Origin of the sequence: Streptomyces paromomycinus, assembly GCF_003865155.1 — a bacterium.
GTDB lineage: Bacteria > Actinomycetota > Actinomycetes > Streptomycetales > Streptomycetaceae > Streptomyces > Streptomyces chrestomyceticus.
This window is the reverse complement of the sequence record NZ_BHZD01000001.1, coordinates 309,933-327,487: the sequence shown is the minus strand read 5'-3', so window position 1 is coordinate 327,487 and position 17,555 is coordinate 309,933. Positions and strand designations below refer to the sequence as shown.

Genomic DNA, 17,555 nt, shown 5'->3' with positions numbered 1-17,555 from the left:
CCCGCGGTGTCCTTCCAGTGGGAACAGGCCCCCTGGCTGGTGAGCATCGCCCGTGCCGAAGACCGGCCGCCCAGCGGCGCCGGCGTACTGGTCGACGACCGACACGTACTGACCTGCGCCCATGTCGCCGCCGCGGCCGCAGACCGGGCCGAGCCGCCCGACGCCCCCCTGTCCGTGCGGTTCCAGTGGGCCGAGCCGCATGATCCGATACCGGCGGCGGTGGTGGCCGGGGGCTGGCACCCGCAGGACGTCAAGGAGCGCCGGGGCGACCTGGCCGTACTCGAACTGCAGGGTCCGTTGCCGCCGTCGGCCGCCCCCGCACCCCTGATCAGCCCCCAGGGCAGCACGGCCGACGACCACGGCTTCCATGTGTACGGCTATCCCCAGAACCACGAAACCGGTGGCGTCCCGGCCTACGGAACCGTCCGCGGCGCCGCGGAACGCGAGTGGATCGGCCTGGAGTCGGAGTCCGCCCTCGGGCACGCCCTCGCCCCCGGCTTCTCCGGCTCCCCGGTGTGGGACCGCACCCTGGGCGGCGTGATCGGCATCGTCACCACCCGGGACAGGCCGTCGCAGGGCCACGACACGCGGACGGCGTACGCGATCCCGGTCGACACCCTGGTCAGGTACTGGTCGCCACTGCGTGACCTCATCCGCGACCCGGTCAGCGAGGCGCAGCGGGCCGCACTCGAAGAACTGCTCGCCCTCCCCCTGGACGCCGCGGGCGAACTGCCCAGACTGCACGACGTCCGCATCTACGACCTGGGCGTCACCCCGTCCAAGAACCTCCAGGAGCACTCGGACCCGCCCTACGTCCCCCGGCTCCAGGAGGACCGCGCACTCGCCGAGGCGCTGCGCACCAGGCCGTTCGTCCTGCTGGCGGGGGACGCCAAAGCCGGGAAGTCCCGCACCCTCGTGGAGAGCCTGCGCCGCGTACTGCCGCACGGCACCCGTCTCGTCGTGCCCGGCCCCGCCCCCTCGGCCCCGGGCGGTATCGCCGCTCTGCCGCTGCCCACCGGGGGCGACCGCGCGGTGCTGTGGCTCGACGACATCGACGCATACCTCCGGCCCGGCGGCATGGACACCAAGGTGCTCGACGCCTACGGGGCCATGGTGCCCCCGGTCCTTGTGGTCGCCACCATCACCTCCGAGTGGCGGGACCGCATCCTCTTCCCCCAGGGAGAGGTGAACCGCGCGGCCCGGGGGGTGCTGGACAGGGAGCCGCAGCCGGTCCGGCTGCCGCGGCTGCTCCGTCAGGAGGACCTCGCGGACGCCCGTCGCCTGTACCCGGACGAAGACTTCGCCGACCGCGGGATCGGCGAGCTGATGGTCGCCGCGCCCCTGGTGGAAGCGCGCTTCAACGGCGGCCGCGCCGGCTGCCCCGAGGGGTGGGCGGTGGTCCTGGCCGCGGCGGACTGGCACCGTATGGGCTGCGAGGGGGAACTCACCGGTGCGGCGCTGGCAGGTCTCTTCACGCACTACCTGGAGGCCGGGCCGAGCCACCGCGCCGCCACCGACGCCGCCCTGCGCTCCGGGATCGCCTGGGCGACCGAACCCGTGGCGGGCAGCATCGCGCTGCTGACCGAGTACAGCCGGACCGGCGCACCGGGGCCGGGCGGCGAGGCCGACGGCCGCCGTTACGAGGCGTTCGCCTACCTGCCCGGGTACCTCGACAGCCGCGACGACCCGGACACCGAGCGCGTCCCTCGCTTCGCCTGGGACTGGGCGGTCCGCGGCACCCCCGCCGACCAACTGCTCGGTGTCGCCTTCGCCGCGTTCACCCGGGAAGAGGGCGAGGCGGCCAAGAGCGCACTGGAGCGCGCCCTCGCCGAGGCCACGGACCGCGACGTCGTCGCCTGGGCGGCCCTGATGCTCGGCGAACTGGCGATGTACCGCAGCGACTTGGCCCGAGCGAAAAGCCTGCTGGAGCGAGCGACCGACTGCGATTCCCCGGACGTCGTGTCCTTCGCCCAGGTCGACCTGGCCGCCGTACTGCAGCAGTCCGGCGACCTGGACGCCTCGCGCGCGGTGCTGGAGACGGTGATCGCCTCCGGTGACCCGCTCGCGGTGCCGCTGGCGCAGGCAAGTCTCGGCGGGCTGCTGCTCGGGCAGGGCGAGACCGACCGGGCCCGGGAACTCCTCGAAACGGCCCTGCGGTCCGGGGACTCACAGGTCGTGCCCCTGGTCCAGATCGGCTTCGGCGGTTGGATCGTGCAGCGCGGCGAGATGACCGGAGCGGCCACCACGGTCAAACGGGAGCCCTCCGGGCCCGCCTCCGCGGAACCGCCGTCCCGCTTCGGCACCGCGGGCCCGCTGAACCTGCCACGGGCGGTACGGCAGTCCGCCATCTCGTCGGCGGTGCCGCTGGCCCAGCTCAACCTGAGTGCGGCCCTGGTCGGCGAGGGCGAACTGGAACAGGCCGACGAACTGCTCCACTCGGCCCTGCGGTCCGGAAGCCCGATGGTGGTGCCGCTGGCCCAGGCGAACCTTGGGGGCCTGCACATTCAGCGGGGCGAGCTGGCAGAGGCCCGGGAACTCCTGGACGCCGCGGCGGTCTCGCGGCACGTCTTCGCCTCCGAACACGCACAGGTGACCCTTGCCTGGCTGTGCTGTCTGACGGAGAAGTACGACGAGGCGACCGAGATCCTGCGGCGTGCCGTGGACTTCACCAACCCGGAACAGGTGCTGCGGGCACGGTGCCTGCTCAGCACGGTGCACGCGGCACGCGAGGACTACGCGGCCGCCGCGGAGGAACTGCAGCCGGTGGTCGACTCCGCCGACTCCGACTGGCCGCTGCTCGCCCGTACGGACCAAGGTCTGTACTGGTGCCAGGCAGGGCAGTACGAGCGGGCCCGCACCGCGCTGAGCGAGATGGCGGGGGCCGGTCACCCGGAACAGTCGCCGCGCGCCGCCGATCTGCTGGGAGACCTGGAAGCGGCGCAGGAGAACTGGCCGCAGGCGGAGGCCGCATACCGTACGGCGATCGACGGCGCACACCCGTTCTGGTCCCGCATGGCCGCATTCGACCTGGCCGTGATGTTCAACCGGCTCGGTGACCGGCGGGGCCGGGACCTGCTCGCCGAGGTCGCGGCGTCCCGGGAACCCGACCTGGCACCGCGCGCCGCGGACCTGCTCGGGGACGTACTGGCCGCCCGAGGCGACTGGGAGGACGCCGAGGCCGCTTACCGGCTCGCCATCGACGCCGCGCACCCGCACTGGTCCGCCGTCGCCAGGCTGGACCTGGCGATGATGCTGGCGGACCGGGGCGAACTGGCCCGCTCCGAGGCTCTGTTCAGGGAGGAGTCCACGTCCGGCTCGGCACTGGCGGAGGTCGCCGAGGCATTCCTGGGCATCCTGCTGGTGCAGCAGCGAGGGCGTGCGGCGGAGGGACGTCCGCTGCTGGAGCGGCTCGTGACGTCCGACTCCGACACGGCCGCGGACCTCTGCCGGGTGCAGCTGGGCAAGCTGGCGGTGGAGGAAGGCCGCTTGGAGGAGGCGACCGCGCACTTCGAAGCCCTGCTGGACTCCACCAGCGAGGTCGCCGTCTCGGTGATCCCGCTCGCCCGCGCCCACCTGGGTGCGATCCTGCTCCAGCAAGGACACGTGGAAGAGGCACTGGAACGGCTCGACGAGACGGATTTTGAACATCCGGGCGCGGCTGCGGTGGCACTGCTGAGTTACGGCGAGTTCCTGATCGGGGTGGGCGACACCACGGCTGCCCAGGAGTACCTGAACACGGCACTCGGTATGGAGGTGCCGGACACCGTCCCGAAGATCCTCGCACTGCTCGGCGTGGCCCAGCTCGCGGAAGGCGACCTCGACGGGGCCAGGACGGCCCTGACGGAGGCGCTGGCCACCGGTGAGCCCGCGATCGAGCCGCTCACCCGCCGCTACCTCGGCAGCGCCCTGGCCAGGCTGGGGCGCCTCGCGGAGGCCCGCGACACCCTCCTCCCGCTGGCCCGCTCGGACGACTGCGTCCACCGGCCCCAGGGCCTGGTCGTCCTCGGGCAGCTGGCCATGCTCGACGGACACACCGACCAGGCGCACGACTGGCTCACCCAGGCGGCGGCGTCGGACGACCCCGAGGCCCGGAGCCGCGCCCGCCAGGCACTCGACGAGGCCGGGACCACACCTGCCCCGTCTCTGGACACCGGCCCGCCAGGCATCTCAGGCCCGGAGCCCACCGACGCGCCTCCGCCCGTTGCCCCGGCGGATCCGGCCGGCAGGCAGCCCGCTCCGCCCCCAGGCCGGACACTCCCAGGTGACGGTGACGACCAGCCCCGGCCGTCGCTCCACGCGGAGAGCCTGCCGGCCGGCCTCCTCCTCGTCTTCGGCCGGATCGCCGAGGGGGAGGGGCTGCCGGACGAGGCCCACTACTGGTTCGAGCGGGCGCTCGCCACCGGCGAGCGCACCGAGGAGGCACAGGCACTGCTGGCTTCGCTCACGAGCGACGACGGACCCGCTGCGTGACCACCTCGCTCTCATGCGCCGCCCTGTCGACTCAGTCCTTCAGGCTGTAGAAGCGGATCGGCGAGTTCGGCTGGAAACCGATACGCGGATACACCGGGGCCCCGGCGGCGGTCGCGTGCAGAACGGCGCGGGTCAGACCGGTGGCCCGGGCACCCTCGTACAGCGCCTTGCGGGTGACCGCCTCGCCGTAACCCCTGCGCTGCCACTGCGGGTCGGTGGCGACGAGTACGACGAACAGGCGGCCCTCCGCTTCGACCGTGGCGGCGCACGCCACCGGTACGTCACCTCGCATGCCCAGGTAGGCGTACACGTCGTTCTTCCAGAGCGCGGATCCGGCGAGGCCGTCGTGACCGTCTTCCAACGGGAAACCGTAAGCGCGGGAGTTGATGTCCGCGTAAGCCCGCACCTGCTCCTCGGTGCGCACGCGCGTGAACGTCAGCTCGGAGTGGGCCGGTTCCGGGATGGGAAGCAGGTCCCCGGCCATGCCCGTACCGGGGAAGGCGTACTGCAGACCCGCCTGTTCCGCCGCCGTGTCCACCGCGGAGCGGGCCTCGCCGTCGAGAAGGTCTTCGAAGAGCCACAGGAAGCCCGGGTGCTTCTTCGCACGCATGATGTCCGCTGCCTGGCCCAGGCGCTGTCCGAGAGCCTCAGCGCCGACGCCCACGTCGGTCAAGGTGACGCAGTTCCAGAATGCGAAGCGGCAGTCCGCCCAACGGACGGCGATACCCGGGAGATCGCGTACGTCCGCATGCGGGTCGCGGTCGAGCACCATGGAGCGCCAGACCACGGTGAGCTGGCGCGCCGATTCGACGGACTCCGCGAGATTCTCGGTCACCGTACCTCCTGTTGCGTCGAGTTCGTGCAGGCACCTGAGCAGCCGGCGGACGGGTCCGGTGGGTGCCTGGCGGTCAGGGGGACTCTACTGGCGACGCGTCGGTACGACGACACGGAGGCTGGACGGCACGGGATCATCGGCCACTGCCTTCGAACTGGCCGACCTCGGCGGGGGAGCCGGCATGGGGTACGCGGTACGACCGGCGCCCCACCCGCCACCACAGGGCAGCCATGCCGAGGGCCACCGCCACGGCGACGGGGGTGTAGTTGAAGGTCGTGCCGGTGACCGGGCTGGTCTGCGGCAACAGGAACAGCACCGTGACCGCGGCGGCCCACACCACCGCCACCCAGCCGATCGGCCGGCTCCAGCGGCCCAAGTGCCAGGGCCCGGGGGTGAACCGGCCGCGGTGGCGCAGCCGTAGCAGTACCGGAACGGCGTACGCCGGAGTGAAGCCCACGACGGAGATCGCGGTCACCGCCGAGAACGCCGTGGCGGAGTACAAGGACGGCAGCGCGAGCACGAAGGCGGCACCGACCGCGAGCCGGACGGCACGGGCCGGGACGGCCGTGCGGCGGCTGACCTGCCGCCACCGCGCCGAACCGGGCAGGGCGCCGTCCCGGGCGAAGGCGTAGATCATGCGACTGGCGGAGGCGGTCACGGCGTAGCCGCACAGGAACTGCGCCACGATGATCACCAACAGCAGTACCTTGGCCACGGTCAGGCCGAGGGCGTCCAGCAGGATCTGGGCGACCGGTACGCCGGTCGGCCCGGCCAAAGTCGTGGCGTAGTCCTGCACCGCGAACAGCAACGCGGCCAGCAGGACACCGCCGGCCAGCCAGGACACCGCCACCGAGCGGACGATCCCACGGGCCGCGGCGACAGCGGCGCGGCTGGTCTCCTCGCTCAGGTGCGCCGAGGTGTCGTATCCGGCCAAGGCGAACACCGGGAGCAGCATGCCCAGCAGGATCACGTAGATCGAGGAACTCCAGCCGGTGTTGTTGGTGAACTCGGAGAACACGAACCCGGCGGACCGGTGGTGGGAAGGGAGAAACGCCAGAGCGCCGACGATGACCACGGCCCCCACCAGATGCCACCACGCACTCAGGGACGTCAGGACATTCATCAGCCGAGTGCCGAAGAGGTTCAGCATCGCGTGCAGTGCGAGAACGACCGCGTACAGGATGAGCAGGGAGCCCGGAGTCGGCGTGTGACCGAACTGCAGGTTGGCCCAGGCAGCGGTGAAGGTCGCGATGCCGTAGTCCTGGGCGGCGAGCCCGCCCAGCAGACCCAGGAGGTTGAGCCAGCCGGTGTACCAGCTCCACCGCTCGCCACCGAGCTGGCGCGCCATGTAGTAGAGACCGCCGCTGGTGGGGTACCGAGAGGTGATCTCCGCCAGGGCCGCCGCCAGGCACAGCACCAGCGGCCCGGCAGCGAGCCACCCCCACATGATCACGGCGGGGCCGCCGGAGTTCAGGCCGTAGCCGAACAGCAGCAGGGTCCCTGACATGATGGAAATGACCGACAGGGAGGCGGAGAAATTCCCGAACGCGCCCAGGCGACGTTGCAACTGCTGGGTGTAGCCCAGCGATTGGAGCGCTCGCGCGTCTTCCCCGCTGTCGTGCGGGGGCTCTGGTCGCCGGTGCCGCGCACGGGCGGGAGTACGCACCGTCAGACCGCCGGAAGCCGTCGGGCGTAGACCTTGCCGCCTCCGTCGAAGAGCGCGGTGGTGCCCGAGCCGTCCACGGAGAGGGAATTCGGCGTCCAGGAGATGTCTGTGCCCTCTCCGGTCGTGCTGATGCGTTCGATGCGGCCGGTCCGCAGTTCGCGTCGGAAGATGTCGACGGCCTGGTTGGTGTCGCCAGGCACCAGGTTGTCGGCGCCCGAGGCGAAGTACAGCCGGCGGCCGTCGGCAGTCACGGTGCCGCGGTACGCGTCGTGCACGGTCCGGGTGCCCGGCAGGGGAGGGCCGGCTTTCGTGGTCGTCCCCTGTCGGAGATCGCGGACGTGGAGCTCGATGTGCGAGCCGTCCACGTCGGGGCCGTTGGACTCGAAGCCCCTGAACAGGGCGTACCGTCCGTCGGGGCTCAGGGTCGCGTACGGGTGCGCGTCGCGCAGTACCCCGTTCAGGTCGATGGAGGCGCCTTGGACGCGGCCGGTGCGCGCGTCGTAGGTGAAGAACGGGAAGGTGTGGCGCGCGGGAGGAGGCTTGGAAACGGAAGTGGCGGGGGCCGCCGGCGAAGTGCCTTGCTCCGTCGGCGGTGCGGTGTCCGCCGTGTGCGGCCGTACGGCAGGGGCCTGGCCGCGGGGGAGGAGGTTGGTGGCCTTGGAGCGGAAGCCGATGGTGGTGCCGTCCGTGCTGATCACCGGGTCGGTGGAGGGCTGGTCGGCGGGGCGGCCGTCCGCGCCGGCCGTGACCAGCCGGGTGGTGCCCTGCCGGCGGTCGGTGACGTGGATGTCGCGCCGGTTCACGGTGTACGCCACATACCGGCCGTCCCCGCTGATGGCCGGGCTCTCGGCGCTCCCGGCGGCGCTGACCAGCTCGGTGTGTCCGGTCCGGCGGTCCCGGACGAAGATCTTCCACCCGCCGTCCGCCGGCTGCCCCGGCACGACACCGGGTGCGTCGGTGCTGAACGCCACGTACCGGCCGTCGGCACTGATGGCCGCCTGACTCGTGGACCCGTCCACCTGCGATCCGTCGTCGGCGACACTGGCCCGCTCGGTGTGCCCGGTGAGCAGGTCCCGGACGAAGATGTCGTACAGACGGTTGGTGTCGCCCGGCACCAGGTTGGACGCCATGGAGGTGAAGAGGGCGTACCTGCCGTCCTCGCTCACCCCGCGGGCTTGCGACCAGTTGTCGGGCTGGGCGCCGTCGAGGCCGAGGTCCACCTGGACGACGCCGTCCTGCCGCGGGGCGGCCTGAGCCGGTGGGACGAGCCAGGTCAGCAGGACGGCAGCCACGAGCGCGCAGCTCCGGCGCGCTTGCCGCCGTCCTCTTGCGCCACCAGGCGTTCGCTGCACGAGCACCCGTCTCCCGTACGTCCGTCCCGTATGCGTCCGTCTCACCTGCATCAGTCCTCCTCTGTGGCCGGGCGCGGTCGGACAGACGTCCTCCTGGGCCCCGCCCGGCCGGCCAGGGTGAGCCAACCGGCGGAAGGCCCAGCTGGTCAACGACACGGGTGGGGCGCGGGTGGAAACGCGCCAACGGCCCGAGGGGGCCGGCCGGCGGTCAGGCGGCGAGGTAGTCGTGGACCGGCTCGGCGGGGGCGAGGGTGAGGTCGGTCAGGATGTGGCCGGCGTCGAGGACCTCGCGTACGGGCAGGTCGGCCAGGGGTGCCATGACGTGCTCGAAGAGCTGGAGGCGGGCCGGGCCGCGCCAGGCTTCCTTCACGGTGATGTCGGTGATCTGCATACGGACCAGGTCGCAGACGCGGGGCCGGAAGTCGTAGCCGGGGACCGTCTTGACGGCGAAGGTGGGCACGGTGATCTGGGCACGGGCCTCCTCCGGGTCGAGCGGCTGCCACTTGTAGGCCATGGTGGCGGTGGCGACGCGCTCGCTGCCGTAGTCGAGGGTCCCGACGAGGGCGCCGCGCTCGTGGCGCAGTGCGGGCTCGCCCGCGACCTTCGGGTAGGCGCTCAGTTCGCGGCCGGCGGCGGTGGCGCCGAAGGAGTCCAGGTACATGGCGTGCAGGTACTCGCCCCGCTCGGCTCCGTGACGTACCGGGATGACCTGACCGCACTCCGTGTACGGCCCGTAGCCGTCCACCTCGCCCATGCGCATGACCTCGAAGCGCACGAGGGGCTCGGTGATCTCCAGCGGCTCCGGGACCACCGCGCGCAGGGCGTCCGGGTCGGTGCGGTAGACGACGTTGAAGTACTCGCGGTCGGTGAAGCGGGTGGGCCGCGGGGGGTAGAGCGGGACCGTCAGGGGGGTGGTCACGGCGGCGGTCACCTGGTCGGCGCGCATGGGCTGCTCCTTCGCGGTGGCGCGGCGGGCGCCCCCTCAGTTGCATACACGGTGTATCGGATACACACTGTATCGAGAAGTTGGGTGGTGCAGCCACCCGCGTTCGGCCCCGTCCCGCTCGCGCGGCGGGGCCACGAGACAGGAGAAGTCATGAGCTTCACCCCTCCCGCCCGCCACCAGGACCGGCCGGTCGCCGTCATCGGCGCGGGCACGCTCGGCCGCCGGATCGCCTTGATGTTCGCCACCCGGGGCGGCCTGGTCCGGATCTACGACCCCGCCGCCGAAGCGGGTGAGGCGGCCTGCGTCTACGTGGCCCGCGAGCTGCCCGAGGTGGTGAAGACGATCGACGGCGGCCGTCCCGGCACCGTCGAGGCCGTGACCGATCTGGCACCCGCCCTCGCGGACGCCTGGCTGGTCATCGAGGCCGTACCGGAGCGCCTGGACCTCAAGCGGCGCCTCTTCGCCGACCTGGACGCGCTCGCCGAGCCGGACGCTGTCCTCGCCAGCAATTCCTCGTCCTACGCGACGAGCCACCTCGTCGACAGCGTGCGCACCCCCGAGCGCCTGCTGAACCTGCACTTCTACATGCCGCCCCGGCAGAACGCCGCCGACGTGATGTCCTGCGGCCACACCGACCCCGCCGCCGTCGCGCTGCTGCTGAAGGTGCTGCCCGACTACGGCATTCACCCGTTCGAGGCCCGCCGGGAGAGCACCGGCTTCATCTTCAACCGCGTCTGGGCCGCCATGAAGCGGGAAAGCCTCGCGGTGGTCGCCGAAGGCGTCTCGACCCCGGCGGACATCGACCGCATGTGGCAGGTCAACACGGGTGCCGCGGCCGGTCCGTTCCGCCTGATGGACGCCATCGGGCTGGACGTCGTCCTGGACATCGAGAACCACTACGCCGCCGAACGCCCCGGGCTGCCCGAAGGCCCCCGTGAGCTGCTGCGGGAGTACGTGGACGCGAACCGCCTCGGCGTCAAGACCGGTGCCGGCTTCTACGACGACTACCAGCGGCAGGGCTGACGGCGGGCCCGGAACGGGCGGGCACGTACCCTTCGGGAGGAACCATCACCTGCAGGGAGCGGTACGTGCCCAAGTCACCCACCAAGCGCCGGCCGGCCACGGTCGCCGCACTCACCGACAGCGCGCTCGCGCTCTTCGCCGAGCGCGGCTTCCACGCCACGTCGATCAGTGACATCGTCCAGCAGGCCGGGCTGACCCGAGGCGCCTTCTACTCGAACTTCCGGGACAAGGAAGAACTCTTCCTGGCCCTGTACGACACGCACACCGACCGGCTCCTGTCCCAACTACGGGACCAGGTCGAGACCTTCACGGACGACGCCGACCCGGTGGCCCGCGTCTTCGACCTGCTGGCCACGCACGACGCGCAGGAACACTCCTGGTTCCTGGTCTCCATGGAATTCACCCTGCACGCGGCGCGCCATCCGGACATCGCACGGGCCCTGGCCGAACACGAAGAGCGCCTCAACACCGGCCTGGCCGAAATACTGGGCCGCTGCCTCGCATCCTCCGGACACGCCCCCGACGTGTCCTCCACCGCCCTCGCCCGCCTGGTCGTGGCGCTCTACGAGGGCCTCACCGCCATGCGCGTCACCCACACGACCGCCGACGCCGACCCCACCCCCCTGGCCCGCCGGGCCCTGCCCCACCTCGTCCGCGCTCTCGGGACGCCGTAGGTCCCCGGGGCGCCGCAGGAACACCTGGAAAGGCCGGGGCCCGGAGGTATCACACCTCCGGGCCCCGGCCTTTCCAGGCAGCGCGCTGCGGTGCGCGGCGTCCGCGGCGGACGAGCCGGCCGCCGCGTCCTGCCGCCTGCCGCCCGCTGCCCCGGCTCTGCGACCGGCGGACCGTTACTTCTTCTCGTCCGCTCCGATCTTCGCGCTCTTGTCGAGGATGGCGAAGTCGACCGTCACCTGGTCGTCCTTCACCTCGGTGACGGAGATCGTCATCGACTTCGGCCGGCCCTTGTAGACGGCGGTGCACTGCATGCTCGCCGCCTCCTTCGCCGGCAGTCCGCCCGGGCAGCTCACCGAATCCGGCTCCTGGTCGCGGAAGGGGTGGCCCTTGGCGTTCTCCTCCACGTCCGCGCGCGACACCTCGTGCCCGGCTCCGCTCGCGGTGAGGACCGCCCCGCCGTTGTTCGTGTTCAGGCTCAGGGCGATTCCGCCACCCGCCGCCAGTACGACGATCACGGCCAAGGCGATGATGATGCGCTTCATGCGGTGTTCCCCGAATCTCGTTCCGGCCGGTTCCGCCCGGCTGTTCTTCCTCACCCGTCCGCTCGGACGAGGCGGAGGAGTGCTGGGCGCCGGACGCGCACAGTGCGCATCGCGTTCTCCCGTCGCGCGGTTCCCTCGTCCCGCTCCCGGACGGAAGTCAGCTTCGAAGATCACGCTGGCGTTCCACTAACGGACGGCTAATGCGGCGTAGCAGCGCACTCTCGCGGTGATTCCGGTTCCGGTTCCGGTCCCGGTCCCGGTCGCGATTCCGGTCCGTCGGTCGTCGGCCGCCGCTGTCGGCGGGGGGCGTCGAAGAGGAAGCCGGTCTCCATCGCGGGGAACGCCAGGTCGCCGGGCAAGGGCAAGCGGGGAATTCCGGGTTCCGCAGGCCGGAGAATGTCCCCCGGGGCGGTACCGTCGCCGTTCAGCGCGATCCACGCACGTGCCTCGGACGGCAGGGGCACCTCCTGGCCGTCGAACCCGACCTCCCGGAACCACCAGACGCCTTCCGCCGGCAGCCCGCCCGCGCCGGCCGGTCGCTGCTCCTGGCCGACATATCCCTTCTGACCCCACTCGTGTCCCTGCCGGACGTCGCCGACGGGCCGTCAGCCCTCCTCGCGGTGGCCATGAAGCCGCCGCACGAACCGGACCGTTCCGGCAGGTGGTCCGATCAGCGCGGTGTTCCGGCCCGGCCGCCCGAAAGACCCTTGGGCGCCATCATCAGCCTGGTGATGCCGAAGCTCACCGCCACCAGCGCGACAGCGACCCAGAAGGCGACCTGGACCGCGTGCAAGGCGGCGGAAGGGCCGCCGTACGCGGCGTTGCCGAGGTACACGCTGCCCAGGGCGGGCACTCCGAGCGTGGCACCGAGCTGCTGTACGGCGTTCAGCCGTCCGGCGGCCGATCCGATCCCCTGAGGTCGCAGCGGCTGCAAGGCGATGGTGAAGAAGGCCAAGCCGAAGAGGCCGACGCCCAGGCTGACGGGGCCCAGCGCGAGCAGACCGGCCACGATGGCCTCCCAGCTCCACCCGGACAGCGTGGCGAGGTCGCCGCCGATGACGGACATCCGCCGTCGGCCGGCGATGTCGCCCAGCCGGCCACCGGTGATCAGCAACACCGCGAACGGGAGGGTGCAGGCCGTCGTGAACCACTGGATGCTCGTCCCATGGATCAGGACACCCTCGGGAACAGGGGAGGGCACCGAGCTCGACTCACTCCGGTCAGGGTGGAGGCAGGGGACCGGCTGCCTCCAGCCAGAGCCCCGGGATCGGGGAGCCCTGCCGTCGGGGGGCCTTCCGTTGCGGATTCCCACGCGGCTGCCTGTTGTGAGGCCCGCTCGCCGACATGGTCGCGTCTCCTGGCGGGCCAACTCGGCGCGTCAACAAGGGCGTTAGCCACGCGTTAGCGGAGTGGCAGCTTCACGCCAGGGGCCCTGGACAGAGTGGGTGACGTACCGAGGAGCCAACGGCACCGACCGACCTGGGGGACCCGAAATGAGCACCGAGCCGAGCACGAGCACTGTCCGCACCACCCGCCGTCGCACGCTGCGCGTCGCTGCCGCCGCCCTGACCGCGGCAGCGGGCCTGACCTTGACGGCCTGCTCCGGGACGGACGCCACCGGTACCAAGGCAGCGGGGCGGACGAGTGCGGATATGGGTACGGATACGGGTACGGACAGGGGTACGGCCGACGCAGAGTCCGGCAGTTCGGGTTCCGCCACCGGTGAGCAGGGCGCCGGCGGCAAGGCGGGAGACGCGGGCAAGCAGCCGGGCAGTGAGAACACCGCCCGGGGCGGCAAGGCGGGCTCGGGTGTCCAGCGCTGCCACACTTCCGGCCTCAAGGCGGCCTTCGCCACCGGCGAGGACGCGGTCCCGGACCCGAACGCGGCCGGGGGCACGACCACCAGCATCGTGCTGACCAACACCAGCGGCCGCACCTGCAAGATCGGCGGCTTCGCCGGTGTGGACCTCAAGCCGGACGCGGGTGGCCAGAGCTGGTCCCTGGCCCGGTCGTCCGCCAAACACGGTTCGATCGTCCTGGGCCCTGGTGACAGCACCGACTTCACGATCAACCTCGGGATGGCCGAGGAGAACGCCGAAGGCTCCTGGAAGCCCGCCACCGTGGCCGTCACCCCGCCCAACGAGACCACCGCGCTGACCCTGAAGTGGCCCTGGGGCCCGCTCGTCCACCAGGACGGCGCCACTCACCCGGCCACCTTCGTCAACCCCATCGGCTGACCGCCTCCCGCGGGTCCACGTCGGCGCCCCTGGCTGTCTGTGGCCAAGCCGTATCCCTGGCGGACGCAGGGGCCGGCGTTGCCGTGGATCTGGGTGCTGGCGCCGCGTCGAAGGCGATGACGCAGCGCTCGTTACGGTCCGCATCGGCGGCTTGAGCAGGAGCCGTGAAGGGGACGACGGACCGTCCCGCCTACGGCAAGCACTCCGCCGAGCAGTTCTGATCCCCGTGCCTCCCGACCGCGCTTCGCGGCCGGGAGGCACGGCGCGTGCGGCAGCCGTTCTTCTCTCCGTCACACCCACGTGTCCAGCAGGTCTTCATCAAGCGGAATTGCTCCTACTATTTGAAATCCGGCGCACTGCTTTACTGGATCATTGCGTGGTTATCGGGTTAGGGTCCGTGTGACCAGCTCAACCGGGCAGCGTTCCGCAGGGGACCGAAGAGGCAGTGATGCTTCGGCGGTCCGGACGCCCCGAGGTATGTCACCTGCAGACCAGGGGGAAACTGTGAGGTGTAAGTCTGTGCTTTTCGCCTTTCGGGCGGACGCCCGTGCAGCTCTGCTGCCCGATGGATCGCCCATCCACTGTGCGCGATCCCGTGTCGCTTCCCGCTGACACCGCGGCATTCTTTCCCGTAGCTCTTTCACCTTTCACCTCTCACCTCTCACCTCTTCTTCGCCCCGGGGTCGTTGACGGCTCCGTCCGTGGCCGAGAAGCACTTCATTCCGGGACCGTGAGCGACCGCCGGGTCGTGCGTCCCGCACCACCGCGCCTTTCGGCTCGCTGATTCCCCTCGCCGCCCGCAGGGGGACCACGGCGACGACCGTACGGTTCTGCCTTTCCGACGCTGTTCCGCGGCGATGCCGCCTGCCCGCGGAACGCCGCCCGTTGCCACCCACCTTTCGCATGTCTAGCCGCCGGTACCAAGGCGGCAGGAGGAGTACTCGCATCACCATGGACACACAGCGCATGACTTCCGCACGGATGAGACGGATCGTGACGCGGGGCCTTGTGACGGCCACCGCGCTCGCGGCCGTCACGGGCGCCGTCGCGCCGGGTGCCGTCGCCGACAGCGGCCCCGGGACATCGGACGTCGTGGCCGGCCCGGGAGGCATCGGGACGTCCGACACCCAGCGCGTCGACGCCGCGGCCGTGGTGGGGCTGGACCCGACCGCCGCGGTACTCCTGCTCGGCGACTACGACTTCATCCACGCGCTGTGGCAGAAGGCCAGCGACGCGGGGGAGCGGCTGGACGCGGTACGTACCGCCGCCGAGCAGGCGATGGCCAGTGAGGTCGCCGAGGACCACGTGCGCTTCATCGTCTCCGGCGTCCACGAGGCGTACAAGCTCGACCAGCAGCGCGAGCGGGAGAAGGCCGAGGCCGAGCGGGCGGCCCGGCTGGCCAAGTCCCAGGTGCTGCTCACCGTCGGCATCCCCAGCACGCCGGAGCTGCTCGCCCTCAGCGACGACAACTTCGTCCGGGCCGTCGCCAAGCACACGGCCTCCGGCCCCGAGGTACGGGCTGCCGCGCTCCAGGCGCTGCTCGGTGAGGCGGCGGACTGGCGGGAGTTCATCGTCAACGGCGCGCGCGAGGCCCACAAGCGGGACGTGGCCAACGAGTTGAAGGAACTGGAGGAGCAGAACCGCAAGGAGGCCGAGCGCCGCAAGGAGCTGGCCGCCCGCAAGAGCGCCGCGGCCCTGTTCCGCATCGCGCCCACCGAGGCGATGCTCACGCTGAGCGATGACAACTTCATCCGTGAGCTGCTGCGCCAGGCCCCCGCCGACCTGCGCGACACCGAGCTCTACGCCGAGGGCCAGCGTGCCACCCTCAGCTCCGACGCGGCCGTGTGGAAGGCGTACATCCACACCGGCGCCGACGCCGCGTACAAGCGCGACGACGAGAACCGGCGCAAGAAGCTCGCCGAGGCGAACCGCAAGCTGGCCCTCCAGATCCAGGCTGCCGCGGAGAACAGCAAGGTCAACCCCAACCTGGCGGCCGCGGCCAAGACCGCGCTGCAGGGCAGCGACGCGGACGTCGAGCGGTTCCTGAAGCCGGACACCCAGTACCGGCTCAAGCGCCAGACCCTGAAGGTGTGGACCGTCAACCAGGTCGTGCGCCAGTCCAGTGCGGACGGCGGGAAGGCCCTCCTCAGCGACTCGATCAAAAAGACCAGCTCGGCGGCCGACCGCGAAGACGCCACCTGGGTGATCGTTCCCTCCCTCGCGAGCGAGCCCGGCTGCTACTCCTTCGAGTCCGTGCGCAAGCCCGGTTACTACCTCAGGAGCGGCAAGGCCGAGCGGGTCGGGCTCCGGGTGGAGGTCGCGGCGGACGACCGCAGCTCCAAGTTCCGCAAGAGTGCCTCGTGGTGCTTCCGCGAGACTTTCGGCGACGGCCCCGGGCCCATGCGCTCCGCGGTGTCCTTCCAACAGAACACCACGGACGGCAAGAAGTGGCTCGCGCCCACGACGAAGGACGTCTACGTGCGCAAGGAGTTCTCGTTCGACCTGCCCGGCGGCAAACCGGGAGAGGCCCAGCCGGCCCGCCCGGCGGTCTGGCAGATCGCCGCGCCGCTGGCGCCCTGACCTGCCGGCGCCGGACCGGACAGGCAGCGAACACGTACGAGGGCGCACACGCCCGCCATGCAAGCGCGGAAGGGGGAGAGCACATTGGTGGCGGATTCCGCCGCTCATGCCATGCGACGTCGGAGGTGGGCCGCGTCCTGGGTGGCGGTCGGCCTGCTGACAGGCGCCGGTACGCTCGCGGACGCGACGCCTGCCCAGGCGTACACCGTCGCGGTCGGCGCACCGGCCGGTCAGCCGTCGCAGGTGGCTGCCGCCGCGGCGGACGAGGCGCGGGCGAGTGTGCTGCGCCTGGCCAAGTCGGGGCTGCCCGCGGAGATCCGCGCGTCGGCGTGGAACGCGTTGCGCAGTACCCGGGGGGACGCGGCGATTGCGGAGTGGCTGGCCCCCGGGGGCGGCTATGACGCGGCCAAGCAGCGCGTGCGTGACGCGCGGTCGCGCAACCGGGCGTTCTGCGAACGGGTGGTGAGCACGCATCCGGCGGGCTTCTCCCCGGAGGTGCGCTCCGCCGCCGAACGGGCGTTGAAAGGTACGGATGCCGACCGGGCGGCGTTCGTGAAGACCGGCTACGCCGAAGCACAGAAGCGGGACCGCGTGCAGCGGGACGCCGACGCGCAGCACCGCCTGGAAGTCGGTGAGCGGCACCGCGCCTTCGTGCGTTCGCTCGCCGAGGCCGATCCGGGAGAGCAGGTGCGGGTGGCGGCGCAGTGGGCGCTGCGGCCCGGCTCCGTGGACGCGGACGTGGCGGAGTTCTACGGCTACGGCTGGGCCACCGGCGCGGCATTGGACGTGGAGGCGTACCGGCTGCGGGTCGCGGACACGGAGGTACGCCGCCACCACGTGCTGTCGATGCTGATCGCGCGGGCGGTGGCCGCCGAGGAGGCGCTGAAGTCGTCGGCGGACGCGGCGAAGGCGCGCGCCGAGGCCGAACGGGCCTGGCAGGCGGTGTCCGGGCACGCCGACGGCGCCCACACGGCGTGGTTGGACGAACAGCGGGCCGCCGGGGCACAGGCGGAGAGCTGGCAGAGCATCGCCAGGCTGGCCAAGGAGGGCGCGGACGCCATCTGGGAGAAGATCGCCGCCCCGGCCGAGGCACGGCAGGGCGACTGGGCCCAGGAGCGTACGGAGGCAGCCGCGACGGCCGCCTTCTGGAAGGACATGCTCGACCGGGCCCGGGACAGCGAGAACCGGGTCAAGAGCTGACGGCGCGGGCCCGGCACACCCCGCCGGGC

At 71.7% G+C, this 17,555-nt stretch carries 12 protein-coding genes; 6 read left to right on the top strand and 6 right to left on the bottom strand.

The window, feature by feature from the left end; all coding sequences use genetic code 11:
• The first annotated feature begins 6 nt into the window (after positions 1 to 6).
• The gene (locus OEIGOIKO_RS01200) at positions 7 to 4,470 is read left to right on the top strand and encodes a tetratricopeptide repeat protein (protein ID WP_170251470.1); all 4,464 of its coding nucleotides are present in this window, start codon (positions 7 to 9) and stop codon (positions 4,468 to 4,470) included.
• Positions 4,471 to 4,501: 31 nt separating this feature from the next.
• Here OEIGOIKO_RS01200 and OEIGOIKO_RS01195 read toward each other — a convergent pair whose 3' ends face one another.
• The 4 genes from OEIGOIKO_RS01195 to OEIGOIKO_RS01180 all read right to left on the bottom strand — a co-directional run bounded on the left by OEIGOIKO_RS01195 (position 4,502) and on the right by OEIGOIKO_RS01180 (position 9,269).
• The gene (locus tag OEIGOIKO_RS01195; RefSeq protein WP_125058371.1) at positions 4,502 to 5,242 is read right to left on the bottom strand and encodes a GNAT family N-acetyltransferase; all 741 of its coding nucleotides are present in this window, start codon (positions 5,240 to 5,242) and stop codon (positions 4,502 to 4,504) included.
• Between the two features lie 196 nt (positions 5,243 to 5,438).
• On the bottom strand, positions 5,439 to 6,971 hold the full coding sequence (locus tag OEIGOIKO_RS01190; protein ID WP_125050969.1) for an amino acid permease: 1,533 nt from the start codon (positions 6,969 to 6,971) through the stop codon (positions 5,439 to 5,441).
• 2 nt (positions 6,972 to 6,973) lie between these two features.
• Positions 6,974 to 8,263: a TolB family protein gene (locus tag OEIGOIKO_RS01185; protein WP_125050967.1), complete on the bottom strand. Its 1,290-nt coding sequence runs from the start codon at positions 8,261 to 8,263 to the stop codon at positions 6,974 to 6,976.
• A gap of 268 nt (positions 8,264 to 8,531) precedes the next feature.
• Positions 8,532 to 9,269 (bottom strand): acetoacetate decarboxylase, encoded by a 738-nt coding sequence (locus tag OEIGOIKO_RS01180; protein ID WP_125050965.1) that lies wholly within the window; start codon positions 9,267 to 9,269, stop codon positions 8,532 to 8,534.
• A 150-nt stretch (positions 9,270 to 9,419) separates the two neighbouring features.
• Between OEIGOIKO_RS01180 and OEIGOIKO_RS01175 the strand changes: the two genes are divergently transcribed.
• Both OEIGOIKO_RS01175 and OEIGOIKO_RS01170 read left to right on the top strand, forming a co-directional pair.
• Positions 9,420 to 10,292: a 3-hydroxyacyl-CoA dehydrogenase family protein gene (locus OEIGOIKO_RS01175; RefSeq protein WP_125050963.1), complete on the top strand. Its 873-nt coding sequence runs from the start codon at positions 9,420 to 9,422 to the stop codon at positions 10,290 to 10,292.
• A 65-nt stretch (positions 10,293 to 10,357) separates the two neighbouring features.
• On the top strand, positions 10,358 to 10,966 hold the full coding sequence (locus OEIGOIKO_RS01170) for a TetR/AcrR family transcriptional regulator (RefSeq protein ID WP_125050961.1): 609 nt from the start codon (positions 10,358 to 10,360) through the stop codon (positions 10,964 to 10,966).
• Between the two features lie 174 nt (positions 10,967 to 11,140).
• Here the strand turns inward: OEIGOIKO_RS01170 and OEIGOIKO_RS01165 are convergent, their stop codons facing one another.
• Together OEIGOIKO_RS01165 and OEIGOIKO_RS42040 are read right to left on the bottom strand one after the other, a co-directional pair.
• A complete protein-coding gene (locus OEIGOIKO_RS01165) occupies positions 11,141 to 11,509 on the bottom strand; it encodes a DUF4333 domain-containing protein (protein ID WP_125050959.1) in 369 nt (122 codons plus the stop codon).
• Positions 11,510 to 12,179: 670 nt separating this feature from the next.
• Positions 12,180 to 12,710 (bottom strand): MFS transporter, encoded by a 531-nt coding sequence (locus OEIGOIKO_RS42040; protein ID WP_174857108.1) that lies wholly within the window; start codon positions 12,708 to 12,710, stop codon positions 12,180 to 12,182.
• Between the two features lie 292 nt (positions 12,711 to 13,002).
• Here OEIGOIKO_RS42040 and OEIGOIKO_RS01155 point away from each other — a divergent pair, with 292 nt between their 5' ends.
• From OEIGOIKO_RS01155 to OEIGOIKO_RS01145, 3 genes are all read left to right on the top strand, one after another.
• A complete protein-coding gene (locus OEIGOIKO_RS01155) occupies positions 13,003 to 13,746 on the top strand; it encodes a DUF4232 domain-containing protein (RefSeq protein ID WP_125050957.1) in 744 nt (247 codons plus the stop codon).
• A 993-nt stretch (positions 13,747 to 14,739) separates the two neighbouring features.
• Entirely contained in the window at positions 14,740 to 16,326 is a 1,587-nt protein-coding gene (locus OEIGOIKO_RS01150) for an AbfB domain-containing protein (RefSeq protein WP_246177104.1), read from the top strand.
• A gap of 111 nt (positions 16,327 to 16,437) precedes the next feature.
• Positions 16,438 to 17,526 carry an ALF repeat-containing protein gene (locus OEIGOIKO_RS01145; protein WP_170251468.1) on the top strand — a complete coding sequence of 363 codons (1,089 nt, stop codon included), beginning with the start codon at positions 16,438 to 16,440 and terminating at the stop codon, positions 17,524 to 17,526.
• The last annotated feature ends 29 nt before the right edge of the window (positions 17,527 to 17,555 follow it).